This is a genomic window from Mycobacterium pseudokansasii (assembly GCF_900566075.1).
In the GTDB taxonomy this organism is placed as follows: domain Bacteria; phylum Actinomycetota; class Actinomycetes; order Mycobacteriales; family Mycobacteriaceae; genus Mycobacterium; species Mycobacterium pseudokansasii.
In genome coordinates this window covers 769349-788074 of the sequence record NZ_UPHU01000001.1, presented here as the reverse complement: position 1 = coordinate 788074, position 18726 = coordinate 769349, and the positions used below count along the sequence as shown (strand labels likewise).

The following is an 18726-nucleotide window of genomic DNA, read 5'->3' as shown; positions in this document are numbered from 1 at the left end:
CGTTGCAGTATCACACGCGGCGCAAGAGTCTGCGCGTCGTCTTCTTGGCGACGAAGTAGACCGCGACCACCACCAACCAGGACAGCAGGCTGAGCCACAGCTGGGTGCGCGCGGTGCGTTCGAACGCCATTTGCACCAGTACGGCGACGATTCCGGCGACCGTGAGGATCGACAGCGCCGGGAAGAACCACATTTTCACCCTCAGCTTCTCGGCGGGTGTGCGGCGGCGCAGCATAATTTGCGACAGCGCGATGAGCAGGTAGACGAACAAGATCACCGCACCTGAGGAGTTGAGCAGGAAGAGGAACACCGTGCCGGGCGCGAGCCACGCCATGACGACGCAACCGAACCCCACCGCCGACGAGGACAGGATGGCGACGTGCGGTACCCCGCGCCGGCCGACCCTGACCAGAAGTGCCGGCGCCTCGCGCCGGTCGGCAAGCACGAACAGCATCCGCGACGCGGTATACAGGCCGGAGTTGAGACAGGAGAGCACCGCGGTGAGCACCACCGCGTTCATGATCTGGTCCGCGCCGGCAAGACCCATGTGCTTGAGGGCCGCGACGTACGGCGAGGCGCCGAGTTCCACTGAGTCCCAAGGCAAGATCACGACCACCAGAAATACCGAGCCGACGAAGAAGATCGCGATCCGCGCCACCACCGAGTTGGTGGCTCGGTGTATCGCGCGCTGCGGGTCTCGACTTTCGGCCGCGGCGATGGTGACCACCTCGGCGCCGACCATGGAAAAGATCACCACCACGATGGCGGCGAAGACCGCCCCGACACCCTTCGGGAAAAACCCGCCATGCGCGCTGAGATTGGCGAAATCTAGATCATGGCCCGGCAAGAACCCAAGCACGAAAGCCGTGCCGACACCGAGAAAGATCATGATGGTCGCGACTTTGATTCCGGCGAACCAGAATTCGAACTCACCAAACGACGACACCGAGAACAAGTTGGTCGCGGTCATCAGCACCATCAGACATAACGACAACAGCCACAGCGGCGCAGGAAACCAGTAGGCCAGCACCTTGCCGCCGGCCACGGCCTCAAAACCGACGACGATCACCCAGAAGTACCAATACAGCCAGCCCACCGAAAACCCGGCCCAGCCCCCCAGGGCCTTGGCCGCGTAATCCGCAAAGGAACCGGTGGACGGGTTCGCGGTAGCCATCTCCCCGAGCATCCGCATCACCAGCACGATCAGCACCCCGCACATCGCGTAGGTCAGGAAGGCCGCGGGCCCGGTCGCCTGGATCACCACGCCGGAGCCGACGAATAAGCCGGCGCCGATCACCCCACCGATGGCGATCATGTTGAGCTGACGCTGTGACAGCCCTTGGCGCAGTTGAGAAGTCATACCCGAAGGCGGGCGGGCCGGCCCACCCTCGGTGTTCGTGCGAGCCACGCGATGCGCTCGGTTCTGCGTCCGCCGCATTACCGGACGCTAGCAGTAGTTGTCAGCGATCGCCGCCAGTTGGCGCGGCGCCTCGTGAGCGATCGTGTTCTCCTGTGCGGTGCGCGCCACGGCTCCTGCGCAGCAGCTTGTCGGCGGCCACGACGAGGGTGACGACCGTGGCGACGGCGAAGATCCGCATCCAGGCGCGCGCCCCGATCGGTGCGGTACCGAACACCGCGTTCATCGCGGGTAGATGGGTGATGGCAAGTTGAGCGATGGCCTGCACGGTCACGCCCACGATGATCCAGCGGTTGGAGAAGATGCCGATCGGAAGGCCGAGTGGGTCAGCGACCGGCAGCTGAACAGGTAAAACGCCTCAACCACCACAAAGAGGTTCAGCGCCGCGGTCCGGGCCGCTTCGACGCTGACGCCCTTGCCGATTTCCCATTCGAACAACCACCAGGCAGTGGCGACCAGCATGGTGGCGACCAGCAGAATCCGCGCCACCAGGCCCCGGGTCAGCAGCGGCTGGTCGGGATCGCGCGGCGGACGAGTCATGATGCCGGCTTCCTTGGGCTCGAAGGCGAGCATGAGGCCGAGCGCGATCGCGGTGGTCATGGTGATCCACAGAATCTGGGTCGGCAGTATCGGCAGGGCGGCGCCGACTGCGATCGCAACCAGGATCACCAGTCCCTCACCGATGTTGGTGGGCAGCGTCCAGGTGATGAACTTCGTCAGATTGTCGAAGACCCCGCGGCCCTCTTCGACCGCGGCCTCGATGGTGGCGAAGTCGTCGTCGGTCAACACCATGTCGGCGGCGTCCTTGGCGACCTCGGTGCCACCGAGTCCCATCGCGACGCCGATGTTGGCCTGCCGCAAGGCCGGTGCGTCGTTGACGCCGTCACCGGTCATGGCGACCACGTGACCCCTGGCCTGCAACGCCTGCACGAGCCGCAGCTTCTGCTCCGGCGATACCCGGGCGAATAGCGTGGCCCGATCCACCGCGTCGGGATACTCGTCGCTACTCAGGGCGGCCAACTCAGCACCGGTGAGCACCGCGCCCGCGGTCGGTTCCTCGTCGTCGAGCAATCCGACCTTGGCCGCGATCGCTGTAGCGGTACCGGCGTGGTCACCGGTGATCATCTTGACCGCGATACCGGCGGTGTGACAGGCCGCGACAGCGGATGACGCGGCGGCCCGAGGAGGATCAAGCATTGCCTGCAGCCCGGTGAACGCCAACGTGCCCGGCAGCGCATCGTCGTCGAATTCGCCGGGCTCGCTTCCGGCGCGGACGGCAGTGGCCAGTACCCGTAGACCCCGGGCGCTGAGTAGGTCGGCGGCCCGCAACACCGTCGCGCGGTCCAGCGGACGCAACGCGCCGTCGGCACCCAGCTGCGTGCTGCTCAACTCGAGCATCCGCTCCACCGCGCCCTTGGCCAGCACCACGTGGTCAGCGCCGTCACGATGCAGGGTGGCCATGTACTGGCGCTCGGAGCTGAACGGGATGGCCGCCACCCGCGGCATGCCCGCGGCGGCGCGCTCCACATCGAGCCCAGCCTTGGCCGCGACGACCAGCATCGCGCCCTCGGTCGGGTCACCGATAACACTCCAGTGCCCATCGTCGTGGCTCAGTGCCGCGTCGTTGCAGCGCGCACCGGCGATCAGTGACCAGCGCAGTGCCGCATGGGCATCCACCGACACAGGGGCGCCGTCGCGATCCTGCAGGACACCGTCGGGCGCATAGCCCGTTCCGGTCACCTCGACCATGCCGTCGGGAGTCCAGATCGCCTGGACGGTCATCTGGTTCTCGGTCAGCGTTCCGGTCTTGTCGCTGCAGATGACGGTGGTGCTGCCCAGCGTCTCCACCGCCGGCAGCCGGCGAATCACCGCGCGGCGCTTGGCCATTCGGGCCACACCGATAGCCAGCGTGATGGTGACGGCGGCCGGCAGGCCTTCGGGGATGGCCCCGACCGCGAGGGCGATCGCCGCGGTGAAGGTTTCGACGGCATCCTGGCGGCGCAGCAATCCCGCGGCGAAGGTGACCGCCGCCAGGGCCAGGATGGCGATGGTCAGGACCTTGCTGAACCAGGCCAGCTTCGCGGTCAGCGGCGTCATCAGGGTTTCCGCGGCACCGACCAGCCGATGAATTTCACCCAGTTCCGTTTCGGCGCCGGTCGCGACGGCGATGCCGGCGGCGTGCCCCGCGGTCACCAGGGTGCCGGAGTAGACCATATTGCGGCGATCGGCGACCGGAGTGGCCTCCGGTAGTGCGACCGCGTCCTTATGGACCGGCACCGACTCTCCGGTGAGCGCTGATTCGTTGACGTGCAGTTCGGTTGCCCGCACCAGCCGCAGGTCGGCCGGCACTTTGTCGCCGCTCTCCAGCAGCACGAGGTCCCCGGGAACCAGGTCCGCCGACGGCACGGTGCGCTCGTGGCCGCCACGGACCACCTTGGCCTGGGTGCGCACCATGGACCGCAATCCCTCCAGCGCGGCCTAGGCCTTGGATTCTTGGGATGAAACCCACGATGGCGTTGACGACAACCACGCCCAAGATCACGGCGGAATCGACGTATTCCCGCAGGCCCGCGGTAATCAGCCCCGCGGCGAGCAGAACGTAGATGAGCGGATGGTGAAACTGCCGCAGAATGCGCACCAGCACGCTGCCCCGCGCAGCCATCGGCAACGTGTTGGGTCCGAAGCGCTGCAATCGCTCCGCCGCTTCGCCGCCGGACAGCCCGCGGTGCGGATCGGTCTCCACGAGCAGCACCACTTCATGCACCGGCAAACCGTGATGAGCCGTGGATTCCGGCACTCACCTCACCCCTCGCTACCCCTTGCGACCCTTGCGACCCTTGCGACCCTTGCGACCCTTGCGACCCTTGCGACCCTTGCGCACTGACCAACCACCTGTTCGTTTCACAGTGCCGGCGGGGGCCGCGGCACCGCTGCCGGCCCGGGCCGGCCGATCACGATCCGGAGACGACCTCCCACCCGCCCGGGACGACCATCACCGGTCGATGGGAGTGGTGCACGGTTCCCACGGCTACGCTGCCCAGCACGACGTCCCGAGCACCGGAGCGTCCTCGCGATCCGACGACCACCAGAGCCGCATTGTGGTCGTCGGCGGCCGCCACCAGTGCTTCCGAGACGGCACGGGCACGCAAACCATGACCGCGGTTGACGGTCAACCGAAGCACGTCTGCGGCTACCGCTCCCGAGGGATCGACCGGCGGTCCGGGCGCTGGGCCGTCGCCGACGGCTATCAGCAACACATCTCGCCGCGGGCACAGCCGCTTGGCCGCCGCCAACGCCGTAGCGGCACCGCTCGAGCCGTCCCAGCCGACGAGGATCGGTCCGTTGGCGAGCGCTTCGTACTCGGCTGACAGCATCGGATGCGGTACCACGACCACCGGCCGGGGGCAAGTAATGCAGCACCATGTCGGACACGCTGCCCAGCACCGCTTGGGTACCTCCGAACCCGCGAGCCCCGACAACCACCAGGTCCGCCTGCACGTCGTCGACCGCTTGCGCGATTCGCAGCCCCTCCGGACCCCAGGTCCGCCTCAGCAGCCGCTCGGCATGCCACCCGGCGGCGCGAGCCAGCGTCACGCCCATCCCGACTATTCGCTGGGCCTCGCACTCACCCTCGCGCTCGACCATTTCAGCCAGCTCGTTTGCGTCGCGAGCCATGGGGCACAGCCGCCGACGAACCTTGTCACTCGCGAACGGCGGAACCCATAGATAGGTGGTCCACCCGTGCGCCCCGGGAAACAACAATGCGCCGGCAGCTATCGCCGCGCTCGCACCCGGCGAGCCGTCGTATCCCACAATCGCATCCACCGGCACTCGCGCACCTCCTCACCACAGACGTTAAGCAAACGTCGGCCGCGGCGTCGGGAGGCATTGGTCGCTAATCGTCCGGTCACCCGTCACACGTCGAGCGCGGACCGGCTGCCGGCGTACCGGCCTGACCGGCGGTGACGCGAAAACCGTTGGACTCATGAGGGTTTGGCTACTACCGCGGCGGTCTCAGTCCAGGCGGGCGGCGGCCTCAGTCCCGGCGGGTGGCCACCACCGACCACACCGGAATGTGTACCCGGTGGTCCTGCAGCAGCGGCTGCAGGACGTTCAACTGCTGCATGAGCGGTCGCATGCGCTCGAGCATCTCGTCCTGACTTTCCGAAACCACTTTGGTCATGGCATCGAAAGTCTTTGGCAGGAAGCGTGCTTGATAGGTGGTGCCACCCAGGTAATCCACGCGCCACCCGCTTGCGCCCAGCACCCGGTCGAAATTGTCCGCCGGGATGCCGGCCCATTGGATGCCGTTGACGTTGTGCGGGCTGAACTCGAACATGTAGAGCCGTGCCCCGGGTTTGGTGGCCCGGTGCAGCGCCTGCGCGTAACGCGTCTGGGTGGCCTCGTCGCCCAGGAAGACGTGATAGAAAGCGCTGTCCACCACGGTGTCGAAGCGGCCCTCGAAGCCGTCCAGGCGAGTGGCATCGGCCACCTGGAAGTCGACTGTGACGCCGGCGCGTTCCGCGTTGCGCCTGGCCCGCTCGATGGCCGAGGGCGACCCGTCAATCCCGGTCACCGAAAACCCTTGCGACGCATAGTGAATCGCATGGTAGCCGGGACCCGTGCCCGGGTCGAGGACCTCGCCGCGGATGGCGCCATAGGCGACCAGCTGCTCGACGACGGGCTGCGGTCCGCCGATGTCCCACGGGATCAGTCCCTCGGCCAGTTCCGCGTCGCCGTACAACGGCTCGAATCCGGCAACGTTGGTCTCGATTGTCATGTTCTTCTCGCTTCCTTCTCCGACAGGGAACGGCATGCGCAGATTGTATACGGTGTCGTTCACTAAATCCGCAGCCTAATCGACGCACGCAGGGAACGCAAGCGTCTACAAAAAGATGGGCGAGGGAACGCCGGTACGGCGCCATGTGGCGCACCGATCAACCCGCCAAATCACCTGGCGGGCAGGGTAAAGCGATACGGCGCTAATGCGCCGAGACAACCGCCAACGGCATCGGGGCCGGTGTCGACTGATCGTTGGGCCGCGCCCACAGACCCCTGCGCTCGAGCAGCGGCAGCACGCCTTCACCGAACCAGTAGGCCTCTTCCAGGTGCGGATATCCCGACAGGACGAAGTGGGTGATGCCCAACTGCGCATACTCGGCCAACCGGTCGGCGACCTCGTCGTGCGACCCGACCAGCGCGGTGCCCGCCCCGCCGCGCACCAGGCCGACCCCGGCCCACAGGTTGGGCGCGATCACCAGCCGGTCGTTGTTGCCGCCGCGCAACTCGACCATGCGGCGCTGTCCCTCCGACTCGCTGCGCGCCAGGTTGGCCTGCATCCTGGTGACATCTGCCGGGTCGACACCGGCGAGCAGCCGATCGGCCTCCGCCCAGGCCTGCGCGGAGGTGTCCCGGCTGATGACGTGAATCCGTAAGCCGTACTGCAGGGTTCGGCCGTGCTCGGCCGCCAGCCCGCCAATCCAGTCCAGTTTGTCGCCGACCGCGCCCACCGGCTCGCCCCAGGTGAGGTAGACGTCGGAATACTTCGCTGCGACCGGCCCGGCAGAGCCGGACGATCCGCCGAAAAACACCGCGGGAACCGGGTCGGGCCGGTTGTTCAGCGCCGCGCCTTCCACACGGATGTGGTCGCCGGTGAAGGTCACCGGCTCACTCGACGTCCACAGTTGCCGCACCACGTGCAGGAATTCCCCGGTGCGGGCATACCGCGACTGTTTGTCCAAGAAGTCCCCGTAGGCGCGCTGCTCGTGCGGTTCACCGCCGGTGACGACGTTGAGCAGCAGCCGGCCACCGGACTGGCGCTGGAAGGTGCCGGCCATCTGGGCGGCCAGGGTGGGACTGGTCAGGCCGGGACGCAGGGCGACCAGAAACTTCAGCGTCTCGGTGCGCTCGACCAGCATCGCCGTCGTCAGCCACGCGTCCTCGCACCACAACCCGGTGGGGGTGAGCACCGCCTCGAAACCGTTGGTTTCGGCGGCCGCACAGATCTGGTGCAGGTACTTCAGCGTCGCGGGCCGGTCGCCACGCATCGCGGTACCGTGCCCACCCGCAACCAGATTGCGAGAATCGCCGTACGTCGGCAGAAACCAATGAAAAGCCAGGCTCATCCGGGTCCTCTTTCTGCTACCAAGGTCAACGGCCGATCGTGCCCACCGACGCCGGGCCGGGCGCGGGTCGCTGTCCTGATTTTGAGCTGCCATGACGTGCCCTGGTCATCTCCGATGCCCGACCGCGTGCTTTCCATGATCGGGGCCACACCCCCGCCGCCCAAGGGCGAAACCTCCCCAATCCGACCGACGGGTGGTGCAAGAGTGTGCATTCGCAGCGTGAGGACCCCTGGGATCCCAGCAGCCCCGGCCCAGCGTCACGATTGGGCTACCGATGCGGCGTGGCTCGCCGGGAAAAACCCTGTCGGGGCGGCATTATGGCCCCGTGGCTGACCTGACCCGTCGCGCAGTGCTGCGGATGGGCGCCGGAGCCAGCGCAGCAGCCGCTGGTGTGTGGGCTCTGAGCGCCCTGCTGGATCCGCTCAAACCCCAGGCGGCGCCACCGCAGGCGCCCGCCCCGTTCGAGCCCCCGGCAGCCGGCAGCAGCTTGCCGACCAAGCTGTCCGGCTCATTCATCTCGGCAGCCCGCGGCGGTATCCAGACGAACTGGGTGATCGCCCTGCCGCCGGGCCAGACCAGGTTATTGCGGCCGGTCATCGCCCTGCACGGCAAGGACGGCAACGCCGGCATGATGCTCGACCTCGGCGTCGAAGAGGGGTTGGCCCAGCTGGTCAAGGCGGGCAAGCCGCCGTTCGCGGTGGTCGGTGTCGACGGCGGCAACACCTACTGGCACCGCAGGGCATCCGGCACCGACTCCGGCGCGATGGTGCTCGACGAGCTGCTGCCGCTGCTGGCCTCGATGGGGATGGACACCACCCGGGTGGGGTTCCTGGGATGGTCCATGGGTGGATACGGCGCGCTGCTGCTGGGTGCTCGGCTGGGCCCGGCGCGGACGGCCGGAATCTGCGCGATCAGCCCGGCCTTGTACAGCTCGTTCACCGGCAGCGCACCGGGCGCGTTCGACAGCTACGACGACTGGGTGGCCCACAGTGTCATGGGTCTGCCGGCGCTGAACCAGATTCCGTTGCGGGTGGACTGCGGCATCGGCGATCGGTTCTACTTCGCTACGCGTCAGTTCGTCAGCCAACTGAAGACGGCCCCGGCGGGCAGCTTCTCCGTCGGCGGGCATGACATGGACTATTGGCGCGGACAACTGCCCGGCGAGTTGGCCTGGATGGCGTCGTGAAGCGAGCCCGATGACACTCCCCCCAGCAAACCCAGCAGGCCCCGCGGGCCCGCTGCCTCCCGGGGGGCGACCCCGTCGGGGGATCGGTTTCCGCCCCGACATCGAGGGCTTGCGCGCGGTCGCGGTGGTCGCCGTCGTGCTCTACCACGCAGGCATACCGGGCGTTGTCGGCGGGTACATCGGTGTGGACGTCTTCTTCGTCATCTCCGGCTTCCTCATCACCGGCTTGCTGTGGCGCGAGGTGACCACCACCCGTACCGTCCGGCTGGGCCGCTTCTACGGTGCGCGGGCGCGCCGGCTGCTGCCCGCCGCGGCTACCGTCGGCGTGGCCACCGCGATCGGCGCCGCCGCACTGCTGCCACCCCTGCAGGCGCGGCGGGTCTTCGTCGACGGCATTGCCAGCGCGTTGTATGTCGGCAACTACCGGTTCGCCGGGCAAGGCACCGATTACCTGTCCGCCGACCAGCCGCCGTCGCCCTTCCAGCATTACTGGTCACTGGGCGTCGAGGAACAGTTCTACCTGGTGTGGCCGGCGCTGATCATCGGTACCGGGTGGCTGGTCCGACGTGTCGGTCGCGGCACCGGGTCGCGTTCCATGCCGTATGCCGTCGCCCTGGGTTTGGTGGCGGCGGCGTCGCTGGCAGCGGCGGCGATCTGGACCCGCACATCGCCGTCGTGGGCGTTCTTCTCGCTGCCCACCCGCGCCTGGGAGCTGGCGGTCGGCGGGTTGGTGGCCCTCTCGATCGGTCATTGGCGACGGCTGCCGCTGGCGCCCGCGGCAGTCGTCGGCTGGGGCGGTCTGGCGCTGATCCTGCTGACCTGCACCCAGCTCGGGCGAAGCACTCCCTACCCCGGCACCGCGGCGCTGCTGCCGGTGCTGGGCACCGCGCTGGTGATCGGCAGCGGTTGCGTCACCGGCGCGATGGGAGTGGGTCGCGTGCTGTGCCGCCCGGCCATGCGGGCGATCGGGCGGGTGTCGTACTCGTGGTACCTGTGGCACTGGCCGGTGCTGCTGCTAATGCCGCCGCTGCTGGGCAATGCCGCCGGATTGCCGGCCAGGCTGGCGGCCACCATCGTCTCGGCCGGGCTCGCGGTGATCACGCTGCATCTGGTCGAGAATCCCGGCCGGTTCGCCGCGGCGTTCCGCCGATCCGCCAAGGCGAGCCTGGCGCTGGCCGGTGCGGCCAGCGGCGTCGCTGCGTGCGCGTCCGCGGTCCTGCTGACCGCGGTACCGGTGCCGGCCGGCCGCGGAGCGGCCGCGCCCGAGGCCAAGATCGCCGCGCTACCGTCGGCGGCCGCGGGCGCGAACGCCCCGAGCCCGCAGGAGGCGGCAATCCGAAGCCTCTTCGCCCAGGTGCGCGACGCCGTCGCAGCCGCCGCGGACCTGCAGGCGGTGCCGGCGAATCTGAACCCGCCGCTGGCTGTGGCGCCCGGCGACAAGGCCCCGGTCTTCGCCAACGGCTGCCTGCGGTCCTGGCGTGACGTCGGTCAGCGCGAGTGCGCTTCGGCCGACACCTCGTCGGCGACGACCATCGCGCTGGTCGGCGACTCGCATGCCGCCATGTGGGACCCGGCGCTGCAGCAGGCCGCCGAGCAGCGGCACTGGCGGCTGGAGACGTTGGCCAAAGTCACCTGCCCGCTGCTGGACCTGCCGATCGTCAGCCCGTACCTGGGCCGCAGGTACACCGAGTGCGAACAGTGGCGCGCCGAGATACTCGACCGGCTGCGGGCCGAGCGGCCGCGCCTGGTGGTGCTGGGCATGAGCCGCCGCTACCACGCCGACTTCAGCTTCGCGTCCTACGACCCGGCCTGGATCGATGCGCTGTTCCGGACTGTGGCCCAGCTGCGCAGCAACGGTTCGGCGGTGCTGGTGCTGGGCCCGGTGGCCGATCCGCAGTCTTCGGTGCCGACGTGCCTTTCCGCCCACTTGGACGACGCACGCGGCTGCGCGCCCCTTCGGTCGGTGGCCGTCAACGGCGACGGCATCGGCGCCGAGCAGGCGGCCACCGCAGCCGCCGGCGGCCACTATGCGGATCTGACCGATCTGTTCTGCAGCACCGAGCGATGCCCGGTGATCGTGGGCAACACGCTGGTGTTCCGCGACGACAACCACGTGACGACCGAGTACTCGCAGCTGCTGACACCGGTTATCGGTGCGCTGGCCGATCGCGCCCTGGGCGATCGGTGAAGTTGGGTGATGACACGGATGAATTTCTTTGCGAATGAACCACATAACCACGCAGGACGTGTTATCACTGAAAGAGTCTTGGAGGTTTCGAGATGAGTCCGTTGATGCTGATATTTGTGACGGCGCTCACGCCAGTCGCCGGGCTCGGTCTCGTGCAATTGCAAGCGCGCCTTGAGCGTTGGGACTACGAAAGGCACGCAGAAGACTGAATGGCGACACTTGAGACGTTGGGCGGCTGACGGTTTGGACGACAATCGGCCCGTTCATCGAAGCAACTGCGCGCGAATGAGCGGTGCGATCTTGTCCGCCAGATATTGATGCCCGGCGTCGTTGGGGTGCACGCCGTCAGCGCCGATCAACTCGGGCCTGTCCACGAACCAGCTGTCGCCGATCGGATCGACGAATGCTGCTCCCGCGGCGTGAGCCGCGGCGTTGAGCACGTCGCGAATCTGCAGCATCCAGTCGGGGACGTCGGCGGTCGGCCACGGTGGCCCGATCACCAGCAACCTCGCGGCCGGTGCGTGGCGGCGCGCCAACTCGAAAGTCCCGCGGGCCTTTTCGGGCAGGAGTTCGGGATCGACGCCCTCGTCGTTGCGGGAACCGAAGAACACCACCAGCACGTCGTCGGGCTTGACGGCCCGGGCGGTCAGATCCTCGAAGATGCGGCCGTGGTCGCCCGGTACCCCGTAGCCGGCCCGGCCCTCGGCTGCCACCTCGGGTGCAACCCGCTCACCGCCTTGTGCCAGCATCTGCCAGGCACGTGCCGTCCATGACTTGGCACCCAGGCCGCCCTCGTCGGTGCCGGCGGTATAGGAGTCACCGATGACCGCGAGGTGGGTGAGCCGGAAATCCATGGTCAGCGGGCGGTAGCCGGGGGTTGCCGGGGTTGCGCCGGTCATCAGAGTCAGACCAATGATGAACATGGCCACCCGGCTCATTACCAACCTCCGCTGGGATACGGCGTCGTCATCGTACGAGGAGAACAGGCGAACTCGCCGTCGACGCGCTGCAACCGTCACCCCGCGCGCGCCGAAACCGCTTCCCGCGCACCGTCGATCGGATGAAGCGTGGCGCTCGTCGACTCAGCGGATTCGCTTTTCCGGTGCACTCCTCTTACATCTACCATCTTGCGCATCCAGCGGCGCGCGGGCTCCTCGACGAAGTGATACAGCAAGATCGAGGCACCGACGGCGATCGTGAGCAGGCCGATGATGTTCCATTTCCACGGGTTGTCCTGCGGCGTCAGATCGAATTGAAGAACGGCCCAGCCCCACCCGGTGTGCACCAGCTCGTGCACCATGTACAGGCAAAATGAGATTTGCCCGCCGTAAACCATCAGCCGCGTCGACAGCAGTCTCGGCAGGCTGCCCAGGCCGACCGCCAGCGTGATCACCAACGGAACGAACAACACGTCCACCACGCCGCCGCTGTCCACGACTCCGCTGATGGGATGCGCGTCCAACCAGTACATGACGACCACCATGACCGCGATCAGCAGCAGGGAAAGGTAGCCGGCCACGCGGCGAGCACGATCGGACAACCGCAACCGGCGCACCGCGGCGCAGGCCAGCGCGCCCGCGATGAACTGTGTGACGATGCGCGGCAGCCAACTCCACGGCGTGTAGAACTGACCGCTGGCCAGCAACAGCAGCACCGGCGGCAACGACGCGGCGAAAGCCAACAGCATCAGGCTGCGGGCGCGCGTACCGCGCTCCATCCGCAGGATCACCAGGATGAGTACACCGAACAACAGGTAGGCCAGCCATTCGGCGCTGATCGACCAGGCCGGACCGTCCCAACTGGACCCGTCGAAGAAAGGCTGAAACCACAACTGCACCAACAGGATCTGCCGCACGTAGCTGATAGCGGTGAGATCTCTCACTTCCGGTAGCGGCACATGCCCCACGTGCAGGCTCAAGATCACCAAGAGTGCCGCCAGGTGCAAGGTGACCAGGTAGACCGGCCACACCCGGGCCAGCCGCAGCCACAGAAAGTGCAGGGTGGCCCGGGTCGACCAGGACCTGCCCATGCGGTCGAGGTAGTTCCAGGTCAGCACAAAGCCACTGAGAATGAAGAACAGGTCGACGCCCTGTGCACCGCAGTTGAGCACCGGCGCGAGCGCATCACGGAAATCCGGCGATGCATCGCCCAGCATGGGCCGGAAGTGAAACAGCACGACCCACACCGCGGCGATGATGCGAAGTCCGGTCAGCGACTTGATCTCCCCGCGGATCTCACCCCTGATGTCTGCGGTGATGTCTCCGGTGCGCACGACGCTCTTTCCGTCTGGACTCTGCTGTTTCGTCATCTGATTGCCCGACTCCGCCCCGCAAGCTCCCCGACGGGCGGGCGGTGCCGGTACCCCACCTCGCTACGTGGCGCGCATTGTCGTCGGGCGTGCGCCTGCTGCTTCGGCCGAGCGGGCGACCGGCCTGTTCTCCAGCCCGCCGACTGGCGATGGGCAGCCATCGCAGCCTAACAGCGACACGGTCCCGACGGCACCGGCGCATCGTGGGAGGTTGCCGTGGGAAACCGCCGCCCCGCTGCGACCGACGTTGCTGAAGGCTTGGCAAGCGTCGCGAAAATCGCTCTTAGCAAAGAGTTAAACGCGGCTTTCGGTCCCCTTAGGTTTGCGGGTTAGCGTGGGGCACAGACTGCCACGGGGAGTGAGGCCGCTCATGACTATCGCCGACGTCACTGATCCGACGGGTCGACGGGGAAACTGGACCTACGACTGCGCCGGCGCACAGATCCGGGCGCACTGTCGTCACCTGGCGACGGTGCTAACGATCCGGGGAGACATCGACGCCGTCAATATCGATGAGGTCAACCGGTACCTTCGGCGGTTCATCCTCGAGGATCACCCGGTCGTCCTCGACCTGAGCGGCGTCAGCTATTTCTCCGCGGCCAGCATCTCACTGTTGCAGACGCTTGACGAGAACTGCCATGCCGCCGGTGTGCAGTGGTCACTGGTCGCGAGCCCGGCCGTCCGCCAACTGCTCGGTGACGACCGCGACAACGCACCGTTTCCGCTCACCGGCTCCGTCCACGAGGCGCTTCGCGACCTGGCCGACGCCATCGTCAACCGCCGTCAGCTGGTCCTGCCGCTGATCAAGAAGACGGCTTAGTCGCCGGCCGGGGTGTCGACGGGGCCCTTGATCGGACCTGGCCGGGCGCTGCGCCGCAACCTGACCGTCCCCACCACCGCGAGAATTCCGGCGACCGTTGCCAGCAACAACGTCAGAACCAACAGTTGCGGGTGATAGACCACCGACACGGTGACCGGTTGCCCGTCGGCAACCGGTCCGACGGCCACCGTTGAGCGGGTGTGCAGCCAGCTTGCCGCAGTGGCCACTGCCGCGGCCAAGGCCAGGGCCAGCTCGGCCACCGCCCGGTGACGGCCGGTCATCGCGCCGGCCCGGTGTCGTCGTCATCGACGTCCACCTGGACGGGCTCGACGCGCTCGGTGACCAGTGGAGTCAGCGCAGCCCGCAGGTGACGATGCCGGCGCGCCCAGGCTTGGGCGGTGCGGCCCCCGGTGAGCTTCAGACCGATGCCCACCCGGCCCCGCGGCACCCCGACCAGTTCGCCGAGGGCCCGCGCCGACTGCCACTTGGCCAACGGCTTGCCCGATGCCTCCGAATTCTCCGCCTCGGGAAACACCTTCACGATCTCGGACACCAGGATGGTCTCAGTGCCCTGCCGCAGCGCGTCTTCGGTGAGCTCCACGGAGGTGTGGATCCGCGCCGCCTTCACTTGCACCGCCACGAACGCCGACACCATCACCAGGAAAATCGCCGGCGTCACCAGCCCAACCCCGCCGCCGCCGGACATTTCGATCAAAATCATCGACACCGCCGCGATCGGACCGGCCAACAGCCAAAACCAGCTGGCCCCGGGTTCGTAGAACAACGGCTTGGATTTGGTGTCCCCCGCTGATGTCATGGAAGCCTCCGTCACGAAAGCCAACCCGCCGCGTGGGCGGCCCAGTAGGTGAGCACGATATCGGCCCCGGCGCGCCGGATACTGGTCAACGATTCCAGCGCAGCGGCCCGTTCGTCGATCCAGTTGTTGGCCGCGGCCGCGCAAATCATCGCGTACTCCCCCGAGACCTGGTAGGCGGCCACCGGCACCGGCGAATCGGCGGCCGCCGCAGACACGATGTCCAGGTACCCCATCGCCGGTTTGACCATCACGATGTCGGCGCCCTCCTGCAGGTCCAAGTCGATTTCGCGCAGCGCCTCCCGCGCATTGCCCGGCTCCTGCTGGTAGCTGCGCCGGTCGCCGGACAGGCTGCAGCTCACCGCCTCACGGAACGGGCCGTAGAACGCCGAGGCGAACTTCGCGGCGTAGGCCAGGATCACCACGTCGGTGTGGCCGGCGGCGTCCAAGCCGTCGCGGATAGCGCCCACCTGGCCGTCCATCATCCCGCTCGGACCGACCACGTGGGCACCCGAGTCTGCTTGTGCCACAGCCAATTCCACGTAGCGAGCCACAGTTGCGTCGTTATCGACCCGGCCACGCTCGTCGAGGACACCGCAGTGCCCGTGGTCGGTGAACTCGTCCAGGCAGGTGTCGGCCATCAACACCGTCGCGTCGCCCAGGTCCTTGGCCAGGTCCCGAAGCGCGGCGTTGAGGATGCCATCCGGGTCGGTGCCGACCGAACCGACAGCGTCCTTGTCCCGGTCCCGGGGCACACCGAACAGCATCAGCCCGCCCACTCCGGCGGCGACCGCGTCGGCGGCGGCGGTGCGCAGCGAATCACGGGTGTGCTGCACCACGCCCGGCATCGAACGGATGGGTCGCGATTCCGATATACCGTCGGCGACGAACATCGGTAGTACCAAATGCCTTGGCTCCAAAGAGGTTTGCGCCACCAAACGACGCATCGCGGGGGTTGAGCGGAGCCGGCGTGGCCGCTGCCGCGGCCAGCTCATGCGCGGCGACCCGCTGCGCCCGGCCCCGCCGCGCTTGCGATCTCCGCGGAGCTCATGCGCGGCGACCCGCTGCGCCCGGCTCCCGCCGCGCTTGCGATCTCCGCGGAGCTCATGCGCGGCGACCCGCTGCGCCCGGCTCCCGCCGCGCTTGCGATCTCCGCGGAGCTCATGCGCGGCGACCCGCTGCGCCCGGCTCCCGCCGCGCTTGCGATCTCCGCGAGCACTAGCGCCTGCGGCTCTTCTTGCGCGGCGGCGGCAGTGCGCCCTCGGCGCGCAATCGGGCGGCGTGTTCGGCCAGGGCGTCGACCAGCGGACCCACCGCGGCGGTCTCCGGCTGGACATCCACCCGAAGCCCGAATTCGGCGGCGGTCTCGGCGGTCTTGGGGCCGATACAGGCGATGATGGTGCGTGCGTGCGGCTTGCCGGCAATGCCGACCAGGTTGCGCACCGTGGAGCTCGAGGTGAAGCACACCGCGTCGAAACCGCCCGTCTTGATCATTTCCCGGGTGGCCGCCGGCGGCGGCGCCGCCCGCACGGTCCGGTAGGCGGTGACGTCCTCGATTTCCCAGCCGCGTTCGCGCAGCCCCTCGGCCAGCGTTTCGGTGGCGATGTCGGCGCGCGGCAGCAGGACCCGGTTAACCGGGTCGAAAATGCTGTCATACGGCGGGAATTCGTCGAGCAAACCCATCGACGACTGCTCGCCCGACGGCACCAGCTCGGGGCTGATCCCGAAGGCACGAACCCGGTCGGCGGTCGACTCGCCAACACAAGCGATCTTGACCCCGGAGAACGCCCGCGCATCCAGACCGAATTCGCCGAACTTCTCCCAGACGGCCCGCACCGCGTTGGTCGAGGTGAACACCACCCATTGGAACCGGCCATCGACCAGGCCCTTGACGGCGCGTTCCATCTGCGCGGGGCTGCGCGGCGGTTCGACGGCAATGGTCGGCACCTCGACCGGCAGCGCCCCGTAGGACGTCAACCGCTCGCTCATCTCGCCGGCCTGGTCCTTGGTGCGGGGCACCAGCACCGTCCAGCCGTACAGCGCCCGGCTCTCCCACCAGTTCAGCTTGCCCCGGTTGCTCACGGTCTTGCCGATGGTCACCACCAGCGGCCCGGCGAACGGGCCAGCGGGGTCGGCGCCGCCCAGGATGGCCGGATCGGTCAGTCCCTGCAGCGTGGTTTCGACGGAGCGCTGCTGGCAGGTGGTGCCGTGCGCGGTGACCACGCACGGTGTCGTGTCGGCCAGCTCGTGGTCGAGCAGGGTGCGTGCGGCGTCGGCCAGATGCGACGCGGTCGCCTGCAGGATCAGTGGTCCGGGGGCGGCGGCCAGCGCGTCCCAGTCGGTGTCATCGAGTTCGCCGCGCACGTCGGCCACCGTGTGCGAGGAGCCCAGCGGCAGCCCGGCATACGTCGGGACCGCGCTGGTGGCGGCCAGCCCGGGCACGACCTCGAAGTGCACGTGGGTGCGTGCCACGGCGTTCACCTCGGTGATCACCGCGTCCACCGACAATGGGTCGCCGGCGACCAGCCGCACCACGTCGGCACCCGAACGTGCCTCGGCGGTCAGCGTCTTGGCCACGTCGGCGGGTTCGCCCAGCGCCGGGCGGATATCGGGGCCGCTCGAGACCACCGCCGGGGCGCTCTGGGCGGGCTCTCCCGCACCCGCGCCGACGTTCTCCCCCGCATGGGCAGCCGGCGCCGGCCCGGATACCGGTGGCAGGTCCTTGCCGATCAGCGCCAGCACCGGCTCGGGTACGTCGGGGTCGGTGAACACCAGAGCGGCGTTGGCCAACACCGCGGCAGCCCGGGTGGTCAGCAGACCCGGGTCGCCGGGACCAGAACCCACGAAAGTGATGCGGCCCGGAGTCGGCTTACGCCCTCGCGTCATCATTGTCGCTCCCACGTCACTCAAATTTTTCCTTGCGCGGGTCTTGCCGCGCTCCCCACATCAGTTCTCGGGCGCCCAGTTCGAACAGCTCCGCGGCGACCGAGAGCCCCAGCTCCCGTGCCCGACCGGAGGTGCCGACGCCGGACGCGCGGATCACGTCGGATCCGTCCAGCGCCGCCACGCAGCCGCGCAACGACAGCTCTTCGAAGACCCGCCCCTCCTCATCGATGGACTCGACCACCTCGGCGATCGCGCCCACCGGTGCCGAGCAACCGGCCTCCAGTTCGGCCAGCAGGGCTCGCTCCGCAGTGACCGCCGCCCGCGTGTCGGCATCGTCCAGCTCCGCCAGCACTGCCGCCAACCAGCGGTCAGCGGCCCGGCATTCGACGGCGAGCGCGCCTTGCGCCGGCGCTGGCAACATCTGCACGGGCTCCAACGTCTCGGTGACATCATCGAGGCGGCCCAGCCGGGCCAGACCTGCCCGGGCCACCACGATGGCGTCAAGATCACCACTGCTTACCCTGTTCAACCTGGTATCTAGGTTGCCTCTTAGGGGGCGGATTTCCAAACCGAGACCCAATGCTCTAAGCTGTGCGGCCCGCCGCGGGGAGGAGGTGCCGACCAGCGATCCGGCCGGCAACTCCCCAAGCACCAGCCCGTCGCGGGCCACCACCGCATCGCGGGGATCGTTGCGCGGCGGTATCGCCGCGATCGTGAACCTCGGATCTTCGGCGGTGGGCAAATCCTTGTGCGAGTGCACGGCCGCGTCGACGCGACCGTCTTCGATGGCCTCACGCAACGCGGTCGTGAAGGCGCCCACCCCGAGCGTCTCGATCGGCGCTGACGACCGGTCGCCGGCGGTGCTGATGGTCACCAACTCGGCCGGGTGGCCGTTGGCGATGAGCGCGTCTCTGACCGTCGCGGCCTGGGTGGTGGCCAGCAGACTGCCCCGGGTACCTATCCGGATCACGTGTGACAATCA

General features: G+C 68.1%; 13 protein-coding genes and 2 pseudogenes. 3 read left to right on the top strand and 12 right to left on the bottom strand.

The window, feature by feature from the left end:
• Positions 1-10: 10 nt before the first annotated feature.
• From EET10_RS03610 to EET10_RS03585, 5 genes and pseudogenes are all read right to left on the bottom strand, one after another.
• Positions 11-1360 carry an amino acid permease gene (locus EET10_RS03610; RefSeq protein ID WP_036398666.1) on the bottom strand — a complete coding sequence of 450 codons (1350 nt, stop codon included), beginning with the start codon at positions 1358-1360 and terminating at the stop codon, positions 11-13.
• Between the two features lie 100 nt (positions 1361-1460).
• Positions 1461-4214, bottom strand: a pseudogene (locus EET10_RS03605) (cation-transporting P-type ATPase).
• A gap of 154 nt (positions 4215-4368) precedes the next feature.
• A pseudogene (locus EET10_RS03595) lies at positions 4369-5248 on the bottom strand (universal stress protein).
• 205 nt (positions 5249-5453) lie between these two features.
• Complete coding sequence (locus EET10_RS03590; protein WP_122502732.1) at positions 5454-6197, bottom strand: class I SAM-dependent methyltransferase; 744 nt, start codon at positions 6195-6197, stop codon at positions 5454-5456.
• 202 nt (positions 6198-6399) lie between these two features.
• Complete coding sequence (locus EET10_RS03585) at positions 6400-7542, bottom strand: LLM class flavin-dependent oxidoreductase (protein ID WP_036398668.1); 1143 nt, start codon at positions 7540-7542, stop codon at positions 6400-6402.
• Between the two features lie 274 nt (positions 7543-7816).
• On the opposite strand from EET10_RS03585, the gene EET10_RS03580 reads away from it, so the two are divergent.
• The gene (locus tag EET10_RS03580; RefSeq protein ID WP_051490216.1) at positions 7817-8728 is read left to right on the top strand and encodes an alpha/beta hydrolase; all 912 of its coding nucleotides are present in this window, start codon (positions 7817-7819) and stop codon (positions 8726-8728) included.
• A gap of 10 nt (positions 8729-8738) precedes the next feature.
• A complete protein-coding gene (locus tag EET10_RS03575; RefSeq protein WP_063466974.1) occupies positions 8739-10916 on the top strand; it encodes an acyltransferase family protein in 2178 nt (725 codons plus the stop codon).
• A 263-nt stretch (positions 10917-11179) separates the two neighbouring features.
• On the opposite strand, the gene EET10_RS03570 is transcribed toward EET10_RS03575, so the two are convergent.
• Together EET10_RS03570 and EET10_RS03565 are read right to left on the bottom strand one after the other, a co-directional pair.
• Complete coding sequence (locus tag EET10_RS03570) at positions 11180-11854, bottom strand: Rv0518 family GDSL lipase (protein ID WP_063466973.1); 675 nt, start codon at positions 11852-11854, stop codon at positions 11180-11182.
• Between the two features lie 77 nt (positions 11855-11931).
• Positions 11932-13149: an acyltransferase family protein gene (locus tag EET10_RS03565; protein WP_423793614.1), complete on the bottom strand. Its 1218-nt coding sequence runs from the start codon at positions 13147-13149 to the stop codon at positions 11932-11934.
• Between the two features lie 445 nt (positions 13150-13594).
• Between EET10_RS03565 and EET10_RS03560 the strand changes: the two genes are divergently transcribed.
• A complete protein-coding gene (locus EET10_RS03560) occupies positions 13595-14044 on the top strand; it encodes an STAS domain-containing protein (RefSeq protein ID WP_036398676.1) in 450 nt (149 codons plus the stop codon).
• Here EET10_RS03560 and EET10_RS03555 read toward each other — a convergent pair.
• The 5 genes from EET10_RS03555 to hemC form a co-directional block, all read right to left on the bottom strand.
• Entirely contained in the window at positions 14041-14325 is a 285-nt protein-coding gene (locus EET10_RS03555) for a hypothetical protein (protein ID WP_036398678.1), read from the bottom strand. The two genes, EET10_RS03560 and EET10_RS03555, sit on opposite strands and share 4 nt — an antisense overlap.
• Positions 14322-14861 carry a hypothetical protein gene (locus tag EET10_RS03550; protein ID WP_036398680.1) on the bottom strand — a complete coding sequence of 180 codons (540 nt, stop codon included), beginning with the start codon at positions 14859-14861 and terminating at the stop codon, positions 14322-14324. The genes EET10_RS03555 and EET10_RS03550 overlap by 4 nt, the downstream gene beginning before the upstream one ends.
• An 11-nt stretch (positions 14862-14872) precedes the next feature.
• Positions 14873-15853 (bottom strand): porphobilinogen synthase, encoded by a 981-nt coding sequence (hemB, locus tag EET10_RS03545; RefSeq protein ID WP_036398682.1) that lies wholly within the window; start codon positions 15851-15853, stop codon positions 14873-14875.
• Positions 15854-16076: 223 nt separating this feature from the next.
• Positions 16077-17744: a bifunctional uroporphyrinogen-III C-methyltransferase/uroporphyrinogen-III synthase gene (locus tag EET10_RS03540; protein ID WP_099188639.1), complete on the bottom strand. Its 1668-nt coding sequence runs from the start codon at positions 17742-17744 to the stop codon at positions 16077-16079.
• A 16-nt stretch (positions 17745-17760) separates the two neighbouring features.
• Positions 17761-18714 (bottom strand): hydroxymethylbilane synthase, encoded by a 954-nt coding sequence (hemC, locus tag EET10_RS03535; RefSeq protein WP_036398684.1) that lies wholly within the window; start codon positions 18712-18714, stop codon positions 17761-17763.
• Between the last annotated feature and the right edge of the window lie 12 nt (positions 18715-18726).